The following is a 20,037-nucleotide window of genomic DNA, read 5'->3' on the forward strand; positions in this document are numbered from 1 at the left end:
CGCAGGCGCCCACGCGCCTGCGCTGCTCAGGTGCCGTCGTCGCCCTGGCCGGACAGGTCGATCGGACGCGCCGCATCGCTGCGGCGTGCCTCCACCTTGCGCTCGCACCAGGCCGGGCCCGGATCGTTGGGGTGATCGGGGTGGCTGGCACACTCCGGGCGCGCGTCGACGAGCGGATTGGTGTCGTGGTACTCGACGCCACTGCAACCGGCGAGCACACCGACCACGGCACACACGACTCCCAGGCGCATCGCGCTTCTCCTGTCCCTGTCTGGCCGGCGCAGTATCGACGGACACCGGTGCCGGCGCCAAGCGGCGCTCAGGCCGGCTCGGTCGCCGCAGCCGCCGCGCTGGTCTGTGGCGTGCGCGCATAGCGCCAGGCGATCAACACCGCGACGACGAGCAGCAGCGAGGCGATCAGGAACGGCGCGCCCGGCAGGCGCACCGGCGCGCGCGTGTCGATGAAGTAACCGAAGCTGCCGGCGAAGACCGCCGGGCCGATGATGCCGGCCAGGCTGACCAGGCTCATCAGCGCGCCCTGGATGCGGCCCTGCACCTCCGGCCCGACCTGGCGCGTGATCAGCGCCTGCGTCGACGGTGCCGCCAGGCCCCACACGGCCGAGATCGGCAAGCCGACCAGGAACATCCAGCCGACCTCGGCGAAGCCATAGATCGCGAAACCCACCGCGCCGCAGCCCAGCCCGAGGATCAGCGCGCGGCGTTCGCCCAGCCAGTGCACCGCCTTGCCGACCAGGCCGGCCTGCACGATCACGCTGAACACGCCGACCAGGGCGAGCACGTAGCTGACCTCGCGCGGGCCCCAGTGGTACTGGTAGTCGGCGAACAGCACGAACACGCTCGGGTAGACGTAATGCGCCAGGTTGGCGATGAACACCACCGCTGCCAGGCCAAACACCTGCGGGTAGCGCTTGAGCAGCACCAATGAACCCAGCGGATTGGCATGCGACCAGTCGAAGCGCGCGCTGCGTTTTTCCTTCGGCAGCGATTCGGGCAACACGAACCAGCCGTAGCAGAAATTGACGATGGCCAGGCCGGCGGCAAACCAGAACGGCAGGCGCAGGTCGATCTCGCCCAGTTGCCCGCCGATCAGCGGGCCGACGATGAAGCCGACGCCGAAGGCGGCGCCGAGCAGGCCGTAGCTCTTGGCGCGCTGGTCGGCCGGGATGACGTCGGCGACGTAGGCATTGGCGGTGGTGAAACTGGCCGAGGTGATGCCGGAAATGATGCGGCCCACCAGCAGCCAGGCCAGCGACGGCGCCAGCGCCATGAACACGAAGTCCAGGCCCAGGCCCAGGCACGACAGCAGGATCACCGGGCGCCGGCCGAAGCGGTCCGACAGCGCCCCCTGGATCGGCGCGGTCACGAACTGGATCGCCGCAAACAGGAAACCGAACGCCGCCACCCAGTACGCCGCGTGCGCGGTGTCGCCGCCGGCGAACTGTTCGATCAGGTGCGGCAGCACCGGAATGATCAGTCCGAACGCGAGGACGTCGATCAGGATGGTGACGAAGATGAAAGCGAGCGCGGCACGGCGAACGCCCGGCTTGGCGGCATGGTCGGACACGGGCGGCAAGGCTCGAATGCGCGGAAACGGGCGCGCAGTCTAGCGCGTCGACGTGGGCCGCCCACCGGCGCCGTCGGGCGGGCTTCGTCCTCGCGCTGCATGCCGGTGTGACGGCGCGGCGCACGCACGTTCAATGACAGTGCGTTCACGACGCCGCATCCCGTGACCTCTTGGCCCTGCGGCGTGTCCATTGGCTGGCGCCGCGAGACTCATCGCGCAAGCGCTATCGCGATGGTTTCACGCGTTACTAAATCGCCGCGCTGGCACGCGCTTTTGCCTACGTCGATCAAATACTTAGACGTGTCTGCGGATGAATGCGCGGGTACCGGGGCGGGCAAATTGCCGCATCGCACAATTTGTGATTTAGTCGGGAAACACAGGTGGTGAAGCAGGCCGGACCGCGCAAGCGAACCGTGCTGGCGCGTCCGCGCTCGCCGGCTGTGTCCGCCAGGTTTCGTTGTCCACGATATCCCCGCTTCGGAGTCACGATGGATCAGCAGCACCGCACCGGTCCCACCGGTTTGTACGACGCCCGTGACGAACGGGACGCCTGCGGCTTCGGCCTGATCGCGCAGCTCGACGACAAACCGAGCCGTGCCCTGGTCGATCGCGCGATCGAGGCGCTGGTGCGGATGACCCACCGCGGCGGCATCGCCGCCGACGGCCTGTCCGGCGACGGCTGCGGCCTGCTGATCCGCCAGCCCGATGCGTTCCTGCGCACGCTGGCGCGCGAGGCCGGCATCGCCCTGGGCTCGCACTACGCCGCCGGCCTGGTGTTCCTGCCGCACGACGAGGCCGCCGCCGCGCACGCGCGGGCGACGTTGACGCAGGTGCTCGAGCACGAGCGCATCGCCGTCGCCGGCTGGCGCACGGTGCCGGTCGACATCAGCGCCTGCGGCGAACTGGCCAAGCGCACGATGCCGCGCATCGAGCAGGTGTTCGTCGTGCCGACGTTCGCGTTCGATGCGGCGACGTTCCAGCGCTCGCTGTTCCTCGCCCGTCGCCGCGCCGAGCAGCAGTTGCACGACTCGCCCGACTTCTACGTGGTCAGCCTGTCGGCGGCGAGCATCGGCTACAAGGGCATGGTGCTGCCCGAGCGCCTGCCGCAGCTGTACCCGGACCTGCAGCGCGCCGAACTGGCCGCCAGCGCGGTGGTGTTCCACCAGCGCTTCTCCACCAACACCACGCCGCGCTGGCCGCTGGCGCAGCCGTTCCGGCTGCTCGCCCACAACGGCGAGATCAACACCATCGCCGGCAACCGCGCCTGGGCGCAGGCACGCGCGCACGTCTGGCGCACGCCGGCGCTGGACCTGCGCGAGTTCGACCCGGTGATCACCACCCATGGTTCGGATTCGCAGTCGCTCGACAACATGCTCGAACTGCTGCAAGCCGGCGGCATGGACCTGCTCAAGGCGATGCGCATCCTGATCCCGCCGGCGACGCAATCACTGGAATACAAGGACGCCGACCTCGCCGCGTTCTACGAGTACTACGCGCTCAACACCGAGCCGTGGGACGGCCCGGCCGGGATAGTGACAGTCGACGGCCGCTACGCCGCCTGCACGCTCGACCGCAACGGCCTGCGCCCGGCGCGCTGGCTGCGTACGCGCGACCGTCATTTCCTGATCGCCTCCGAGGCCGGCGTGTGGGAGCTGCCCGCCAGCGAGATCGACGCCAAGGGCAAGCTCGGCCCCGGCGAGATGATCGCCGCCGACCTGTACTCGGGCGAGCTGCTCGACAGTGACGCGATCGACCGCATCAACCGCGCGCGTGCGCCGTACAAGCGCTGGCTGCAGCAGGGCATGACCTACCTGCAGACCGAGCTGATCGATCCGGCGCTGGCCGCCGAACCGTTCGACAGCGAGACGCTGGCGCGCTTCCAGAAACTGTTCCAGCTGACCCGCGAGGAGCGCGAGCAGGTGCTGCGCCCGCTCGCCGAGACCGAACAGGAAGGCATCGGCTCGATGGGTGACGACGTGCCGATGGCGGTGCTGAGCCAGCAGGTGCGGCCGCTGTACGACGGCTTCCGCCAGGCCTTCGCGCAGGTGACCAACCCGCCGATCGATCCGTTGCGCGAGGACTGCGTGATGTCGCTTGCGGTGCAGCTCGGCCGCGAGGGCAACGTCTTCGTCGACGGGCCGGACAACGTCCACCACGTGCACCTGAACTCGCCGCTGCTGTCGCAGCGCAAGCTTCGCCAGTTGCTGGCGATGGCGCCGTTCGAGGATGCGAACGCGCTGATCCACCTGTACTACACACCCGAGGAAGGTCTGAAAGCCGCGCTCGAGCGCATCTGCGTCGAGGCCGAAGCCGCCGCGCGCACCGGCAAGGTGCTGCTGGTGCTCAGCGACCGTTATCCCGAGCGCGACCGGCTGATGGCGCACGCGCTGCTCGCCACCGGCGCGGTGCACCAGCACCTGGTGCGCACCGGCCTGCGCTGCGAGGTCAACCTGATCGTCGAGACCGGCACCGCGCGCGACCCACACCACTTCGCCTGCCTGGTCGGCCTCGGCGCGACCGCGGTGTATCCATACCTGGCGTACCAGACGCTGCACGACCTGGGTGTGCGCGGCATCCTCAAGACCAAGCACGGCGAGGTCGCGCAGATCGGCCGCAGCTACCGCCGCGGCATCAAGAAGGGCCTGCTGAAGATCATCTCGAAAATGGGCATCAGTACCATCGGCAGCTACCGCGGCGCGCAGTTGTTCGAGATCGTCGGCCTCGACCGCGAGGTCGTCGAACTGTGCTTCACCGGCACGCCGTCGCGCATCGGCGGCGCCGGTTTCGCCGAGCTGCAGGCCGACGACGCCCGCCTCGCCGCGCACGCCTGGGACGCCTACGCGCTGCCGGAGATCGGCGGCCTGCTCAAGTACACGCCCGGCGGCGAATACCACCTGTTCAATCCCGACGTGGTCACGCGCCTGCAGCGCGCGGTCGGCAGCGGCGACTGGGCCGATTGGCAGCACTACGCCGAAGCGGTCAACGAACGCCCGACCGCGGCGCTGCGTGACCTGCTCGACCTCGACATGAGTGTCGTGACGCCGATTGCGCTGGACGAAGTCGAACCGGTCGAAGCGATCGTGCGCTGCTTCGACTCGGCGGCGATGAGCCTGGGCGCGTTGTCGCCGGAAGCACACGAGGCGCTCGCCATCGCTATGAACCGCCTCGGCGGCCGCAGCAACTCCGGCGAAGGCGGCGAAGACCCGGTGCGCTACGGCACCGACAAGGTCAGCAAGATCAAGCAAATTGCATCCGGCCGCTTCGGCGTCACCCCCGAGTACCTGGTCAACGCCGAGGTGCTGCAGATCAAGGTCGCGCAGGGTGCCAAGCCCGGCGAAGGCGGCCAGCTGCCAGGCCACAAGGTCAACGAACTGATCGCGCGGCTGCGCTACGCGATGCCCGGCATCGGCCTGATCTCGCCGCCGCCGCACCACGACATCTACTCGATCGAGGACCTGGCGCAGCTGATCTTCGACCTCAAGCAGGTCAACCCGCAGGCGCTGGTGTCGGTGAAGCTGGTCAGCCACGCCGGCGTCGGCACCATTGCCACCGGCGTCGCCAAGGCCGGCGCCGACCTGATCACGATCTCCGGCCACGACGGCGGCACCGGCGCCAGCCCGCTGTCGTCGATCCGCTACGCCGGCACGCCGTGGGAGCTGGGCCTGTCGGAGGCGCGCCAGGCGCTGCTCGCCAACGACCTGCGCGAGCGCGTGATCCTGCAGACCGACGGTGGCCTCAAGAGCGGCCTCGACGTGATCAAGGCGGCGCTGCTCGGCGCCGAGAGCTTCGGCTTCGGCACCGCGCCGATGATCGCCCTGGGCTGCAAGTACCTGCGCATCTGCCACCTCAACAACTGCGCCACCGGCGTGGCGACGCAGGACGACGGCCTGCGCCGCGACCACTTCACCGGCCTGCCCGAGCGCGTCGAGAACTTCTTCCGCATGCTCGCCGAAGAAGTGCGGCAGTGGTTGGCAAAACTGGGCGCGCGCACGCTCGGCGAGCTGGTCGGCCGCACCGATCTGCTGCTGCAGTACGACGGCGATGGCGCGCGCCAGCAGAAGCTCGACCTGGCGCCGTTGCTGGCGCGCAGCGGCCTCGGCGACGGCGGCCACTGCGGCGTGCCGCAGCCGGCGGCGGCGGTCACCGGCCTGGCCGCGCAGCTCGATGCCGAGTTGGCGCAGGCCATCGCCGACAAGCGCGGCGGTGACTACCGCTACGCCATCCGCAACACCGACCGCAGCATCGGCGCGCGCCTGTCCGGCCGCGTCGCCCGCCTGCACGGTGATCGCGGCATGAGCGACGCGCCGCTGACGCTGCGCTTCGACGGCACCGCCGGGCAGAGCTTCGGCGCGTTCAACGCCGGCGGCCTCCACTACGAACTGGTCGGCGAGGCCAACGACTACGTCGGCAAGGGCATGGCCGGCGGCCGCATCGTGATCCGCCCGCCGCAGGGCGCGCGCTATGTCGCGAACGAGACGCCGATCCTCGGCAACACCTGCCTGTACGGCGCCACCGGCGGCGAGCTGTACGCCGCCGGCCGCGCCGGCGAACGCTTCGGCGTGCGCAACTCCGGCGCCACCGCGGTGGTCGAGGGCGCCGGCGACCATTGCTGCGAGTACATGACCGGCGGCGTCGTGGCCGTGCTCGGCCGCACCGGCCTGAACTTCGGCGCCGGCTTCACCGGCGGCATGGCCTACGTGCTCGACACCGAACGCGATTTCGTCGACCGCTACAACCACGAGCTGATCGACATCCTGCGCATCGCCCCGGACGGCTTCGAGCACCACCGCTCGCACCTGCGCGAGCTGCTGGAGGCGCACGTGCAGTTGACCGGCAGCGCATGGGCGCGGGGCATCCTCGACGAGATGCGCGATTACCTGGGCAAGTTCTGGCTGGTCAAACCCAAGGCGGCGAGTCTGGAGTCGCTGGCGGAGAACCTGAGGAGAGCGGCGTGATGTCCGTGCTTCGCACGAACACCACCCCAAAGTTTGCTATGCAAACTTCGGGCCCCGCTATGTGTATCCAATCCCTGCCCCTTCGGGGCGCCCCCTTACTAAGGGGGCTTTCCTCCAGCGAAGGCAACGCCAGGTGAAAGCGTGAGCAAGATGGACAGCAACAAGCCCGTATTCGCGTTTCGCGACACGCCCCGGCAGATGCCGGCGCGCATTCCGCTGGAGTTGCGCCAGGGCGGCGACTGGGGCGAGCTGTACGGCCGCTTCGGCGAGGCCGAGGCCAAGCACCAGTCCGGCCGCTGCCTGGACTGCGGCAACCCGTACTGCGCCTGGAAGTGCCCGCTGCACAACTACATCCCGCGCTGGCTGGAGTTGGCGCGCGAGGGCCGCGTGCACGAGGCCGCGGCGCTCGCCCACGAGACCAACCCACTGCCGGAGGTATGCGGCCGCGTCTGCCCGCAGGACCGCTTGTGCGAAGGCAGCTGCACGCTCAACGACGGCTTCGGCGCGGTCACCATCGGCGCGGTCGAGAAGTACATCGTCGACCGCGCGCTGAGTGAGGGCTGGCGCCCGGACCTGTCGCGCGTGGCCGCGACCGGCAAGCGCGTGGCGGTGATCGGCGCCGGCCCGGCCGGGCTGTCGTGCGCGGACCGCCTCGCCCGAGCCGGCATCGAGGCGACGGTGTTCGACCGCTACGAGCAGATCGGCGGCCTGCTGCACTTCGGCATCCCCAGCTTCAAGCTGGAGAAGTCGGTGCTGGCGACGCGCCGCGAGGTATTGGAAGGCATGGGCGTGCAGTTCCGCCTCGGCGTCGAGATCGGCCGCGACGTGTCGCTGGACGCGCTGCTGGTCGAGTTCGACGCGGTGTTCCTCGGCCTCGGCAGTTACCGCTACACCGACGGCGGCCTGCCCGGGCAGGACCTCAAGCACGTGCTGCCGGCGCTGCCGTTCCTGGTGCACAACGGCCGCCTGGTGCACGGCGACGACGCAGCGCACGCCAAGCCGATCGCCGGCTGGGAAGACCACATCGCCCTGCCCGACCTGCGCGGCAAGCGCGTGGTCGTGCTCGGCGGCGGCGACACCGGCATGGACTGCGTGCGCAGCGCGGTGCGGCTGGGCGCGGCGCGGGTGACCTGCGCCTACCGCCGCGACGAGGCCAACATGCCCGGCTCGGTGCGCGAGGTCGCCAACGCGCGCGAGGAAGGCGTGCAGTTTTTGTTCAACCGCCAGCCGCTGGAGCTGATCGGCGACGAGGCCGTCACCGGCGTGCGCGTGGCCGAGACGCGGCTGGGCGAACCGGATGCGCGCGGCCGCCGCAACGCCGAGGCCGTGCCCGGCAGCGAGTCGGTGCTGGCCGCGGACGTGGTCATCATCGCGTTCGGCTTCCAGCCCGATCCGCCGGCGTGGCTGTCGGCCCACGGCATCGCGCTGGAGGACAACGGCCGCATCCGCGTGACGCAAGCGGCGGGCGGTTGCAGCTCACGGCGCCGGGGCAACGCCGATGACAGCGTGCCGTACCAGACCAGCCACCCGCGCGTGTTCGCCGGAGGCGACGGCGTGCGCGGGGCGGACCTGGTGGTGACGGCGGCGTACGAGGGGCGTGAGGCGGCGGCGGGGATCGTGAAGCTGTTGCTGGGGTGAGAGACCTACCCCTCTCCCTGGCGCTTCGCGCCTGTCCCTCTCCCACAAGGGGAGAGGGAGAAACCCTATGGCTGTAGTTGGTACTGGAAGCTAGCTTTCACCTCTCCCCTAGTGGGAGAGGTCGACGCGCGTGGCGCGTCGGGAGAGGGGACATCGAGCGCAGCGAGATCGCGCTTGTCCACACATCGAGGAAAACACCGGACAAGGAGCGTCCGATGCCACAACGCCTACTCGGCCATGCCAAACACATGCGCCACGCGCCTACCGCAGCGGAAGCGCTGCTTTGGCGGCATCTGCGCGCACATCGCTTCGCCGGCTTCAAGTTCAAGCGCCAGCAACCGCTGGGCCCCTACATCGTCGACTTCGTCTGCTTTGTGCGGCGACTGGTGATCGAGGTCGATGGCAGCCAGCACCTCGAGGCGATCGGATACGACATGGCACGCGCGGGCTGGTTGAACGCGCAAGGCTTCCGCGTGCTGCGGTTCTGGAATGACGAGGTGCTGGTGCGGACGGAGTTGGTGCTGGAGGCGATCTGGACGACGCTGCACGAGGCGTAAGGCGCGTCCCCTCTCCCCTGGCGCTTCAGCGCCGGTCCCTCTCCCGCAAGGGGAGAGGGAAAAGCTAGGGTTGAGAGAGTTTGCTTTTGACTTGCCCTCTCCCCTTGCGGGAGAGGGACCGGCCGCCGCAGGCGGCCAGGGAGAGGGGTGAGGCCTTACCGCCCCGGCCCCACATCAATGAACTGCAAGAACTCCGCCCGCGTCCGCGCGTCCTCGCGGAAGCTGCCGAGCATCTTCGAGGTGATCATGCTGACGCCGCGCTTGTGCACGCCGCGCGTGGTCATGCACTCGTGCGCGCCTTCGATCACCACGCCGACGCCGCGCGGCTGCAGCACATCCTGGATGACCTGGGCGATCTGCGCGGTCATCTTTTCCTGCACCTGCAGGCGACGGGCGTAGGTCTCGACCACGCGCGCCAGCTTGCTGATGCCGACGACCTTGCCGTCGGGCAGGTAGCCGACGTGGGCCTTGCCGATGATCGGCGCCATGTGGTGCTCGCAGTGGCTTTCGAATTCGATGTCGCGCAGCACGATCATCTCGTCGTAGCCCTCGACTTCCTCGAAGGTGCGCTGGAGGTAGTCGCCCGGGTCTTCGTCGTAGCCACTGAACCAGTCGCCGTAAGCCTCGACCACGCGCTTGGGAGTGTCGAGCAGGCCTTCGCGGCCCGGGTTGTCGCCCGCCCAGCTCAGCAGCGTGCGCACGGCGGCTTCGGCCTGATCGCGGGTGGGCTTGTCGTTGTCGGCCATGACGCGGGCTCGCTCGCAAGGGGGGACGGGCATCCTACTCCACCGGCGCGGAGAGGAAAAAAAACGCCACAGCGCGGGGTGAGGCGCGTCGCTTGCGAGCCACTGGCTCGCAAGCGACGAACGCCGTCGGGCTGTGCCGATGGCTGGGCGGCTTGAACAGGACCGACAAGCCGATGACGGCACGCGGGAGGGAGAGGGAGTGCGCGTCGCCATCGGCCCATCGGGCAAGCGGAAAGTCCGTGGGGTTGGGGATCAGCGCACGGCAACGTCCTCGCGCAGCGGCAGCCGCGTCGGCCAGCCGCCGGCCAGCGCCTTGTACAGCGCGACCGCGCCGGTGACGCTGCGCGTGCGGCCGTCGGCAAATGCTTCCTGCGCGGTGAGCTGGGTGCGCTCGGCATCGAGCACCTCGAACAGGTCGGCGGCGCCGGCCTCGTAGCGCACGCGGGCCAGTTGCGCGGCCGTGGCGCTGTCGAGCGCGGCGCGCTCCAGGTGCTGGTCCTCGACACGGGCGCGGGCATAGCGCACCAGCGCGTTCTCGGTGTCCTCCAGCGCCAGCAGCACCGACTGCTGGTAGCGCGCGAGTTCGCCGGCGGCGTCAGCATCGGCCGCGGCCATGCGGGCACGCACGCGCCCGATGTCGAGGAACGACCAGTCGATGCCGAGTGCCACCAGGCGGGTCTCGCTGTCGCGCTCGAACAACGCGCTGGAGTCGATCGCCTGGCTGCCGATCAGCCCGCCGAGGGTGAAACGCGGAAACAGGTCGGCGGTGGCCACGCCGATCCGCGCGGTCGCCGCGTGCAGGCGGTGCTCGGCGGCGATCACGTCCGGACGACGGCGCAGCAGTTCACCGGGGGCGCCGGGCTGCAGCCGTGCCGGCAACGACGGCAAGACCTGTTGCGGGGTGAGCTCGGCAATCAGCGCGTCCGGAGTCTGCCCGGTCAGCACGGCCAGGCGGTGCATGGTCACCGCTTCCTGCGCCTCCAGCGCCGGCACGCGCGACAGCGTCGTTTCCAGCTGCGCACGGGCACGAGAGGTGTCGAAGTCGGTGCCGCGGCCGGCACTGAAGCGCGCATCGACCAGGCGCAGGGTCTCGCGCTGGTTGTCGGCGTTGGTGCGCGCCACGCGCAAACGCTCCTGCAGGCCGCGCAGCTCGACGTAACTGCGCGTGACCTCGCCGACGATGGCAACCTGCAATGCGTCAAGGTCGGATGCGGTCGCCCAGGCTTCAGCGCGCTGTGCTTCGACGTTGCGGCGCACGCGGCCGAACAGGTCGAGTTCCCAACTCACGTCGGCGCCGAGGCTGTAGCTCTCGACGTCGCGGCCGGCGCGGTCGACGCCGGGCATCTGGTCGGCACTGGAACGCGATTCACCGGCGCTGCCACTGGCCGTCACCGTCGGGTAGCGGTCGAGCTTGGCGTTGCGCAGCAGCGCGTTGGCGCGGTCGTAGCGCGACAGGGCGATGCGCAGGTCGTGGTTGGCGCTGAGCGATTCGTCGACCAGCCGCGTCAGCAGCGGGTCGTTGAAGCTGCGCCAGAACTCGGCGTCAGCCTGCGGGGTGGCCGTTGCGTCGGCTGCCACGGCGTTGTCGCCGGTCGTGGCGGCGGGCGCTTCGTCGCGGGCGAAGGCGGCGGGCGTCGACAGCGTCGGCCGCACGTAGTCGGGACCAACCGCACAGGCAGCGAGCAAAGCCGCCGCGACGGCGAGCGTGAGCGAACGAATCACCATGGCAGCGTTTCTCCCAGATGGACGAAGCCGCCGTTCGCGCCGTCAGTGCCAAGCAGGGCCATGCTGACGCTGGTCTTGGCGCCAGTGGCCACGTCGATTTCGCCGTTGCCGGCGTTCATGTCGGTCTTGACGTAACCCGGGTGCACGGCGTTGACCTTGATCGACGTATCGCGCAACTCGTAGGCCAGGTGCACGGTCCACGAATTCACTGCGCTCTTCGACGCGTTGTAGGCCGGAATGTTCTTGAAGTCGTAGATCGGCGAGGCCGGATCGTTGTGCGCGGCCAACGAGGCGAGCAGGCTGGAAACGTTGACGATGCGCGCGGCCGGCGAGGCGTGCAGCAACGGCAGGAATGCCTGCGTCGTCGCCACCACACCGAACAAATTGGTGTCGAAGGTGTCACGCCAGACCTGCAGCGACTGCTGCGAGGGTTTCACCGCGGCGTGGTCCTCGGCGACGATGCCGGCGTTGTTGACCAGGATGTCGAGGCGGCCGTGCCTGCGCGCGACGTCGGCGGCCGCGGCCTCGATGCTGGCCGGTCGGGTGACATCGAGCTCGATCGCCTCGACCGGCAGGCCTTCGCTCTGCAGCTTCAGCGCGGCGTCGACCGCCTTGGCGCGATCGCGGCCGGCCAACAGGGTGTGCACGCCGGCCTGGGCGAGTTGGCGCACCGTCTCGAAGCCGATGCCGCGGGTGGCGCCGGTGACCAGCGCGACCTTGGAACCGTTGGAAGTGGGGGACATGGGATTACCTGTGTCTGGTGGGGGGCGGGCCATGGCCCGCCGTGGGTTTGCGCAACCGGTCTCAGGCCTGGGCGACGTGCGTGTCCATGGTCGAGTGGCCGTGGCTGACCAGTGCGCGTCCCGACAGCTTGCGCAGGGCGACGTAGAACACCGGGGTCAGGAACAGGCCGAACAGGGTCACGCCGAGCATGCCGGCGAACACGGTGATGCCGGTGGCCGAACGTATTTCCGCACCGGCGCCGTGCGACAGCACCAGCGGCACGGTGCCGGCGATGAACGCGATCGAGGTCATCACGATCGGGCGCAGGCGCAGGCGGCAGGCTTCCAGGGCGGATTCGATGATGCCCTTGCCCTGCATTTCCAGCTCGCGGGCGAACTCGACGATCAGGATCGCGTTCTTGCACGCCAGGCCCATCAGCACCACCAGGCCGACCTGCACGAACACGTTGTTGTCGCCGCCGGTCAGCCACACGCCGGCCAGCGCCGACAGCATGCACATCGGCACGATCAAGATCACCGCCAACGGCAGCGTCCAGCTTTCGTACAGCGCCGCCAGCACCAGGAAGGCAAGCAGGATGGCCAACGGGAACACGATCAGCGCGGCATTGCCCTGGCTGGCCTGCTGGTAGCTCAGGTCGGTCCATTCGATGTCCATGCCGTGCGGCAGCACCTTGGCGGCCACGTCCTTGACCACGTCCATGGCCTGCGCCGAGGACATCACGCGCGGATCGACGTCGCCGGCGATGTCCGCGGCCGGGTAGCCGTTGTAGCGCAGCACAGGATCGGGGCCGTAGGTCTGCTTGATGTTGACCATCGAGCCGATCGGCACCATTTCGCCGCGGTCGTTGCGGGTACGCAGGTTGGCAATGTCCTCGACGCCGTCGCGGAACGAACCGTCGGCCTGGGCGATCACCTGCCAGGTGCGGCCGAACTGGTTGAAGTCGTTGACGTAGGCCGAGCCCAGGTAGGTCTGCAGGGTGTCGAACAGTTCGGTCAGCGGCACGCCCTGGGCCTTGGCCTTGACGCGGTCGACTTCGGCGTCGAGCTGCGGCACGTTGGCCTGGTAGGTGCTGTTGGCGTAGCCCATGCCCGGGGTCTGCATGACCGTGCCCTGGAACGCGCTGACCGCGTTCTGCAAGGCGCCGTACCCGAGGTTGTTGCGGTCCTCGATGAACATCTGATAGCCGGCGCCGTTGCCCAGGCCGAGGATCGGCGGCGGCATCAGGGCAAAGGTGAAACCTTCCTGGAAGCCACCGATCTTCTGGTTGAGCTCGGCGGTGATCTCCGCCGCGCTGCGGCTGCGCTCGCTGAACGGCTTGAGCGGCAGGAACGCCACGCCGGTATTGGGCGTGTTGGTGAACTGCACCGCGTTCAGGCCGGGGAAGGCGATCGAATGCTCGACGCCCTCGATCTGCATCGCGACGTCGGTGACCTTCTTCAGCAAGGCATCGGTACGCGCGATCGACGCACCTTCCGGCAGCTTCACCGCCGCGATCAGGTACAGCTTGTCCTGCAGCGGGATGAAGCCGGCCGGCACGACCTTGAACATCAGGCCGGTCGCGAGCAGCAGCACCGCATACACCGCGAACACCGCACCGCGCTTGCCCAGCGTGCGCGATACCGCGCCCTGGTACTTCTGCGAGCTGGACGCGAAGAAGCGGTTGAACGGGCGGAACAGCCAGCCGAATGCACGGTCGATCAGGCGCGACGGCGCATCCTTGGCCGCGCCGTGCGGCTTGAGCAGACGCGCGGCCAGGGCCGGCGACAGGGTCAGCGAGTTGATCGCCGAGATCACCGTCGAGATGGCGATGGTGACGGCGAACTGCTTGTAGAACTGGCCGGTCACGCCGGACAGGAACGCCATTGGCACGAACACCGCGCACAGCACCAGCGCGATCGCGACGATCGGGCCGGACACTTCCTTCATCGCCTGGTGCGCCGCCGCGAGCGGGGTCAGGCCTTCCTCGATATTGCGCTCGACGTTTTCCACCACCACGATCGCGTCGTCTACCACTATCCCGATCGCCAGCACCAGGCCGAACAGGGTCAGGGTGTTGATCGAAAAACCGAGCAGGTACAAAGCAGCGAAGGTGCCGACCACCGAGACCGGGACGGCGATCAGCGGGATGATCGAGGCACGCCAGGTCTGCAGGAACAGGATCACCACCAGCACCACCAGCGCGATCGCTTCCAGCAGGGTCGTGACCACGGCCTTGATCGAGTCGCGTACGAAGATGGTGGTGTCGTAGACCGCTTCGTACTTGATGCCGTCCGGGAAGCTCTTGGACAGGCGATCCATGTTGGCGATGACCTGCTCCTGGATCTCCAGCGCGTTGGCGCCCGGCGACTGGAAGATGCCGATGCCGACCGCGTTCTTGCCGTCGAGCTGCGAACGCAGGCTGTAATCACCGGCACCCAGTTCCAGGCGGGCGACGTCGGACAGGCGCACGATCTCGCCATCGGCGCCACTCTTGACCACGATGTTGCCGAACTCCTCCTCGCTCTGCAGGCGGCCCTTGGCGTTGATCAGGGTGAGGAAGTCGCTGTTGGGCATGGGCTCGGCACCGATCTGGCCGGCCGAGACCTGCACGTTCTGCTCGCGCATGGCACGCAGCACGTCGCCGGCGGTCAGGCCGCGCGAGGCGACCTTGTCCGGGTCCAGCCACACGCGCATGGCGTAGTCGCCGCCGCCGAAGATCTGCGCATCGCCGACGCCCTGCAGGCGCGCCAATGAATCCTTGACGTGCAGACGGGCGTAGTTGCGCAGGTACAGCGTGTCGTACTTGCCGTTCGGCGAGGTCAGGTGCACCACCATCAGGAACACCGGTGACTGCTTCTGCGTGGTCACGCCCTGCCGGCGCACGTCCTCCGGCAATCGCGCCAGCGCCTGGCTGACGCGGTTCTGCACGCGCACCGCCGCGTCGTCCGGATCGGTGCCCGGGCGGAAGGTGACGGTGATCGCCAGCACGCCGTCGGAACCGGCGACCGACTTGATGTACATCATGTCCTCGACGCCGTTGATCGCTTCTTCCAGCGGCGTGGCCACGGTTTCGGCGATCACCTTGGGGTTGGCGCCGGGATAGACCGTGCGCACCATCACCGACGGCGGCACGACCTCGGGGTATTCGCTGATCGGCAGGATGGGTATCGCGATCAGGCCGGCGGCGAAGATCACGATCGACAGCACCGCGGCGAAGATCGGTCGATCGATGAAGAACCTGGAAAAGTCCATGGTGTGTTCCTTGTGCGGCCCGCAGGCCGCATGAGTCCTGGCCTCCGCCGCCCGGCGGAGGTGTTGGGTCTGGCGAGTTGTCGCGTGAACGGTTCAGTCCACGCGTCGCGGCCTTAGTGCATCGCGACCTGCGGTGCCGGTGCCGGCGCACCCATCGCGATCTGCTTTGGCGCCACCGGCATGCCGGGCATGAACACCTTCTGCACGCCGTGCACGATCACCTTGTCGGTCGGCGTCAAGCCCGAGCTGACCACGCGCAGGCCGTCGATCATCCGGCCGAGCACGACGTCCTTGCGCAGCGCGGTGTTCTTCGGGCCGAGCACGTACACGTACTTGCGGTCCTGGTCGGTGAGCACGGCCTTGTCATCGATCAGGCTGGCCTTGAACTGGCCGCTGCCCTCGATCTGCACGCGTGCGAACAGGCCCGGGGTGAACACCCGGTCCGGGTTGCGCAGCACCGCGCGCGCGCGGATGGTGCCGGTGGTCGGGTCGACCTGGTTGTCGACGAAATCGACCGTGCCCTCGTGCGGGTAGCCCTGCTCGTTGGCCAGGCCGATGCGCACCGGGTTGCTGGTGCGGGTGCGCTCGCCCTTGCGCGCCAACTCCTGGTAACGCAGGAAGCTGCGCTCGTCGCTCTCGAAGTACACGTGCACCGGGTCCAGCGAGACCAGCGTGGTCAGCAGGCTCGTGTCGGCCTGGGCGAGGTTGCCCTCGGTGACCAGGGCGCGGCCGATGCGTCCGGAGATCGGCGCCCGCACCTGGGTGAACTGCAGGTCGAGCTGGGCGTTGGCGACCGCGGCTTGCGCGGCATGCACCGCGGCGTTGCCCTGGGTGGTGGCGGCGCGGCGGGTCTCGAACTCCTCGCGCGAAATCGCCTTGGCCTCGACCAGCGCCTGCGCGCGCACGTCCTGGGTCTGCGCCAGGCGCGCTTCGGCGCGGGCGCGCTCGAGTTCGGCCTGGGCCTGGGCCAGTTGCGCCTTGTAGCGACGCTGGTCGATCACGAACAGCAGGTCGCCCTTGTTCACTTCCTGGCCTTCCTGGTAGGCGACGCGCTCGACGTAGCCGGACACGCGCGGACGCAGTTCGACGGTCTCGATCGCGCTGACGCGACCGGTGAAGTCGTCCCACTGCCGCACCTCCTTCGACAGCACGGTGGCGACGCTGACCTCCGGCGCCGGCATCGCCGCAGTGGGCTCGGCCTGGCTGCTGCACGCGGTCGCGATGGCCGCGACCAGCAGGCTCGCCGCGAGGGCGAGGACGGGAATTCCGCGGTATCCGGTGTGGGCGGCGCGGTCCATTGCTTTGCGGGAAGTCATTGGGGGGAGGGTTCCTGGTTGCGGTTCGGAGAGATCAGGTTCTTGAGCAGGGTGCGCGCATCCTGCAGACAGCGTGTTGGCAGCAGACTCGTCGGGTCGTGCGGCGACGCGACGCCGGTATCGACGGGTGCCGTCGTCGCGGATTCGACGGTGGCCTGTGAATGCGTCGATCCAGCGGCTCCGGATTCGACAGGCATGGACTCGACAAACATGGATTCGACAGGCACCGGTTCGCCCGTGGCGGCAACGGCATCGTGGTCACGCGTCGATGACAACCATGGCGGCGGCGTGTAGCGCACCACGGCGCGGGCCGGCTCGCTGGACGCGGACTGTTCGATCAGCGCCAATGCGCGCTGGCCGACCGCGAGCGCGCTCGGCCACTGCGGGCAGGCGTGCGCGCGGTTGCGCTCGGTGCAGACCGGGCTGTCGATCGCGAGCAACTGCACCCGCACCGACAGCGTGCGCGCCTCGTCGTGCAGCACGCGCGCCAGCATGCGCAGCGCCGCCTCGCCGATCGAGCGGTGGCCGTAACCGGCCCACGGGTGCTCGCTGCCGGGGCCGCCGATCAGCACGTAGCTGCCGCCGCGGTCGGCCTGCGCCAGCAGCGGCAGCAGATGACGCGCGGCGGCCAGGTGCGGCAACAGGTCTTCGTCGAGCTTGCGGCGCAGGAACGCGGCGGGGTGGTCGAGCAGGCGACCGCGCTCGGTGCTGCCGCACACCGCCGCGACCACGCCGGCCAGCGGCCGGCCGAGCTTGCGCAGCGCGCGGGCGAGCTTGGCGCCCTCGGCGTCGCTGGCGACCGAGCCGGCGAGAACGGTGATATCGGCATCGCCGTAGGCGGCGCGCAGCGCCTTGAGCTCGCCCAGTTCGCGCGCCACCGCGATCACCGGCCGGCCCGCGGCGACCGCAGCGGCGACCACGCCGCGGCCGACGCTGCCGGTGGCGCCGAGGACGACGACCGGCACCCGGGTCAGCGCAGCCTTCGCGCCACTCGGGGTCATTGTCCCGTTCCCGGGATTTTTTCTCCCAGCAGCGGGACGGTCTCGTGGCGCGTCCAATGCGTCAGCAGCGCCCCCACCACCGGCAGCAGCAGCATCGCGCCGGGCAGCGCCAGGATGAAGGCCAGCACCCAGGCGAGCAGCCAGAACTCGCCCGAACCGGCCGCAAGGCCTTGACGGAACACGACCACCGCCAGCCCGACCAGGGCCGACAAGGCGATCAGCATCAGCGGCAGGAAAGCGTAACGGGCTTGGCGGGGGGTCAACATGGCAACGGCCGGTGGGGGAGGCTGCGGCACAGACTAGGCCCACGACCGGCACTTGATTAGCCGGCAATTCAGGGAATAATTGTCCCGAAGACGGGCTAATGCCCTTCTGCCTCGCAAACCGCCCGGTCACTCGCTCCATCCCCGCCGTCATTCCCGGCGCTGCGGGGGATCCGCTTTCCGCTGCACCCGGCCTACCGAACCAGCAGATCAATCCCTACTGCGTTCGCATGAAATCCCTCCCGTCCGCCAGCCCCCAGGAGCCTCCCCCATGGCCCGCGATCTCAACGACACCCTGGTTTTCGTCAAGGTGGTCGAGCACGGCAGCTTCATCTCCGCGGCACGCGCGTTGCGCCTGCCCAAGACCACGGTCAGCCGCAAGGTGCAGGACCTGGAAACGCGCCTCGGCGCACAGCTGCTGCATCGCACGACGCGCAAGCTCGGCCTCACCGAGGCCGGCAACATCTACTTCGAACACTGCCAGCGCATCGCCCGCGAACTCGACGAGGCCGAGAGCGCGGTCGGCCAGTTGCAGGGCGGCCCGCGCGGCTGGCTGCGTTTCACCGCGCCCTACTCGGTCGGCATCACCTGGATCGCGCCGCTGCTCGGCGAGTTCCACGCGCGCCACCCGGAAGTGCGCGTGGAGATGGTGCTGACCAACGAGCCGCTCGACATCATCGACAAGGAGATCGACGTCGCCCTGCGCGTCGGCAGCCTGCCCGACTCCAACCTGGTCGCGCGCAAGCTCGCCACCTTCCGCACCCAGGTCTACGCCAGTCCCAACTACATCGCCCGCCACGGCGAGCCGCTGCACCCGGATGACCTCGAGCACCACCGCACCCTGGCGATGCCGAAGTCGCGCCGCAACGGCCAGTACCACTGGACGCTCAGCGACGGCACGCGCAGCACCGACTACCGCATCGACCCGGTGCTGGTCGCCAACGACCCGGCGCCGCTCAGCGATGCGCTGTTGTGCGGCGAGGGCCTGATGCTGGCCAGCGACGTCACCGTCAAGGCGTATGCCGAGCAGGGTTACGTGCAGCGCGTGCTGGCCGGCTGGACTGGGCCGGAGTACGAGTTCAACGCGGTGTTCCCGCGCGGCCGCGTGCAGTCGCCGAAGGTGCGCGCGTTCGTCGACTTCCTGGTCGAACGCCTCAACTTCGACGCCGACTACATGCAGGTGCTGTGCCCGAACGTGCGCTCGCGCTACGAGGCCGCCAGCAAGGCCTCGGCGGATGCCATCAGCGCCGAACTGGCCAAGGTCGCCGGACCGCCGGCGACGACGAAGAAGGCCAGGTCCAAAGCGCCGCTCGAAGCCGTTGCCGCCGACACGCACGGCAGTGAGGACGCGGAACTGGTGTAACCGCTGCCGTTGCGCGTCCGCGTTTTCCGTACCGGCGCGCGCGGGCAGCGCGCCTCAGAGCACGCCCGGAATTCTGATCGCCAGCGCGGCCGCCTCGGCCGCGCAATCGCCCGCGGGTTGAGCCGCGCGCGCCTGCAGCGCTTCGACCTCGCCGCGGGCGGCCGCGAGGTCGGCACGGAACGTCGCATCGGCCTGCAGCCTGGCGACGGCGCCGGCCGCCACCGCCCGCCCTTCCAGCACATCGCTTTGCCAGTGCGCATTGCAGACCAACCGGCTCTCGCCAAAGCTGCGGCCGCGGGCGAGCAGCGGGTTGGCACGCGCCGGCTGCAACTGGGTGAGCACCAGCGCCCAGGCCCAGCCGATCGCGGTGTGGCCCGAAGGATACGAGCCGTCCTTGCGCAACGCCGCCTCATCCGCCGGCGCGCAGGTCGATTCACGGTAATGCACGAACGGCCGCACCCGCTGATAGTGGTTCTTCGCGCTGTAGGTGGCCAACCCGGCATCGACCATCGTCCGCTGCAGCAGCAGGTACAGCCGCGGCGAATCCTGCGGGCTGATCGGAACCCCCAGCGCGCAAGCGAACGCGCCGGCCGCGTGCGCAGGGTGCAGGTCCGCATCGCTGGTCGCCAGGGCGTAGCGCGCGGTGCCGCGCAACTTCCGCGCGGCGCGGCTGATCGCCTGATCCTGCCGGAAAGCAGCGGAGCCTTCGGCCGGTGGCGGAGGCAGCAGCACCAGGCTGTCGGGCAGGTCCTTTCCGAGGTAACCGGCCGGCACGCCCGGACGCAGCTCGGGCACGGGGGTGGGCGCCGCGCGATCGGGCGATGGGGCCGAGGCGCAGCCTGCCATCAGCGCGCTGCACAGGGACGCGACGATGGCGAGCCGCAGGCGCGGCGCGGAGTACGCGGGCATTCGA

Annotated in this window: 14 protein-coding genes; 4 read left to right on the forward strand and 10 right to left on the reverse strand. The window is 69.3% G+C overall.

Translation table 11 applies throughout. The features are described 5' to 3' along the window. Positions 1-26: 26 nt before the first annotated feature. Entirely contained in the window at positions 27-251 is a 225-nt protein-coding gene (locus tag ACFOLC_RS13165; RefSeq protein ID WP_386759717.1) for a hypothetical protein, read from the reverse strand. Positions 252-319: 68 nt separating this feature from the next. Further along, on the reverse strand, positions 320-1,594 hold the full coding sequence (locus ACFOLC_RS13170) for a TCR/Tet family MFS transporter (RefSeq protein ID WP_386759718.1): 1,275 nt from the start codon (positions 1,592-1,594) through the stop codon (positions 320-322). Positions 1,595-2,073: 479 nt separating this feature from the next. Between ACFOLC_RS13170 and gltB the strand changes: the two genes are divergently transcribed. The 3 genes from gltB (at position 2,074) to ACFOLC_RS13185 (ending at position 8,735) form a co-directional block, all read left to right on the forward strand. Further along, entirely contained in the window at positions 2,074-6,540 is a 4,467-nt protein-coding gene (gene gltB / locus ACFOLC_RS13175; protein WP_386759719.1) for a glutamate synthase large subunit, read from the forward strand. Between the two features lie 150 nt (positions 6,541-6,690). Continuing rightward, complete coding sequence (locus tag ACFOLC_RS13180; RefSeq protein WP_386759757.1) at positions 6,691-8,178, forward strand: FAD-dependent oxidoreductase; 1,488 nt, start codon at positions 6,691-6,693, stop codon at positions 8,176-8,178. Positions 8,179-8,393: 215 nt separating this feature from the next. Continuing rightward, the gene (locus tag ACFOLC_RS13185; RefSeq protein ID WP_386759720.1) at positions 8,394-8,735 is read left to right on the forward strand and encodes an endonuclease domain-containing protein; all 342 of its coding nucleotides are present in this window, start codon (positions 8,394-8,396) and stop codon (positions 8,733-8,735) included. 155 nt (positions 8,736-8,890) lie between these two features. Here ACFOLC_RS13185 and folE read toward each other — a convergent pair whose 3' ends face one another. The 7 genes from folE to ACFOLC_RS13220 all read right to left on the reverse strand — a co-directional run bounded on the left by folE (position 8,891) and on the right by ACFOLC_RS13220 (position 17,764). Next, positions 8,891-9,481 carry a GTP cyclohydrolase I FolE gene (gene folE, locus ACFOLC_RS13190; protein ID WP_386759721.1) on the reverse strand — a complete coding sequence of 197 codons (591 nt, stop codon included), beginning with the start codon at positions 9,479-9,481 and terminating at the stop codon, positions 8,891-8,893. Between the two features lie 252 nt (positions 9,482-9,733). Continuing rightward, complete coding sequence (locus ACFOLC_RS13195; RefSeq protein WP_386759722.1) at positions 9,734-11,206, reverse strand: efflux transporter outer membrane subunit; 1,473 nt, start codon at positions 11,204-11,206, stop codon at positions 9,734-9,736. Then, positions 11,200-11,949, reverse strand: coding sequence for an SDR family oxidoreductase (locus ACFOLC_RS13200; RefSeq protein ID WP_386759723.1), 750 nt, complete (start codon positions 11,947-11,949; stop codon positions 11,200-11,202). Before ACFOLC_RS13200 ends, ACFOLC_RS13195 begins: the two co-directional genes overlap by 7 nt. A 61-nt stretch (positions 11,950-12,010) precedes the next feature. Further along, complete coding sequence (locus tag ACFOLC_RS13205; RefSeq protein ID WP_386759724.1) at positions 12,011-15,181, reverse strand: efflux RND transporter permease subunit; 3,171 nt, start codon at positions 15,179-15,181, stop codon at positions 12,011-12,013. Positions 15,182-15,294: 113 nt separating this feature from the next. After that, entirely contained in the window at positions 15,295-16,479 is a 1,185-nt protein-coding gene (locus tag ACFOLC_RS13210; protein WP_386759758.1) for an efflux RND transporter periplasmic adaptor subunit, read from the reverse strand. A 14-nt stretch (positions 16,480-16,493) separates the two neighbouring features. Further along, positions 16,494-17,498, reverse strand: coding sequence for an SDR family NAD(P)-dependent oxidoreductase (locus tag ACFOLC_RS13215; RefSeq protein ID WP_386759725.1), 1,005 nt, complete (start codon positions 17,496-17,498; stop codon positions 16,494-16,496). Beyond that, positions 17,495-17,764 carry a hypothetical protein gene (locus tag ACFOLC_RS13220; RefSeq protein WP_386759726.1) on the reverse strand — a complete coding sequence of 90 codons (270 nt, stop codon included), beginning with the start codon at positions 17,762-17,764 and terminating at the stop codon, positions 17,495-17,497. Before ACFOLC_RS13220 ends, ACFOLC_RS13215 begins: the two co-directional genes overlap by 4 nt. Positions 17,765-18,032: 268 nt before the next feature. Between ACFOLC_RS13220 and ACFOLC_RS13225 the strand changes: the two genes are divergently transcribed. Further along, entirely contained in the window at positions 18,033-19,124 is a 1,092-nt protein-coding gene (locus tag ACFOLC_RS13225; RefSeq protein WP_386759727.1) for a LysR family transcriptional regulator, read from the forward strand. 54 nt (positions 19,125-19,178) lie between these two features. On the opposite strand, the gene ACFOLC_RS13230 is transcribed toward ACFOLC_RS13225, so the two are convergent. Beyond that, the gene (locus ACFOLC_RS13230; protein ID WP_386759728.1) at positions 19,179-20,033 is read right to left on the reverse strand and encodes an acid phosphatase; all 855 of its coding nucleotides are present in this window, start codon (positions 20,031-20,033) and stop codon (positions 19,179-19,181) included. Positions 20,034-20,037 lie beyond the last annotated feature (4 nt).

Origin of the sequence: Lysobacter cavernae (genome assembly GCF_042648505.1) — a bacterium.
Taxonomy (GTDB): Bacteria; Pseudomonadota; Gammaproteobacteria; order Xanthomonadales; family Xanthomonadaceae; genus Lysobacter_L; species Lysobacter_L cavernae.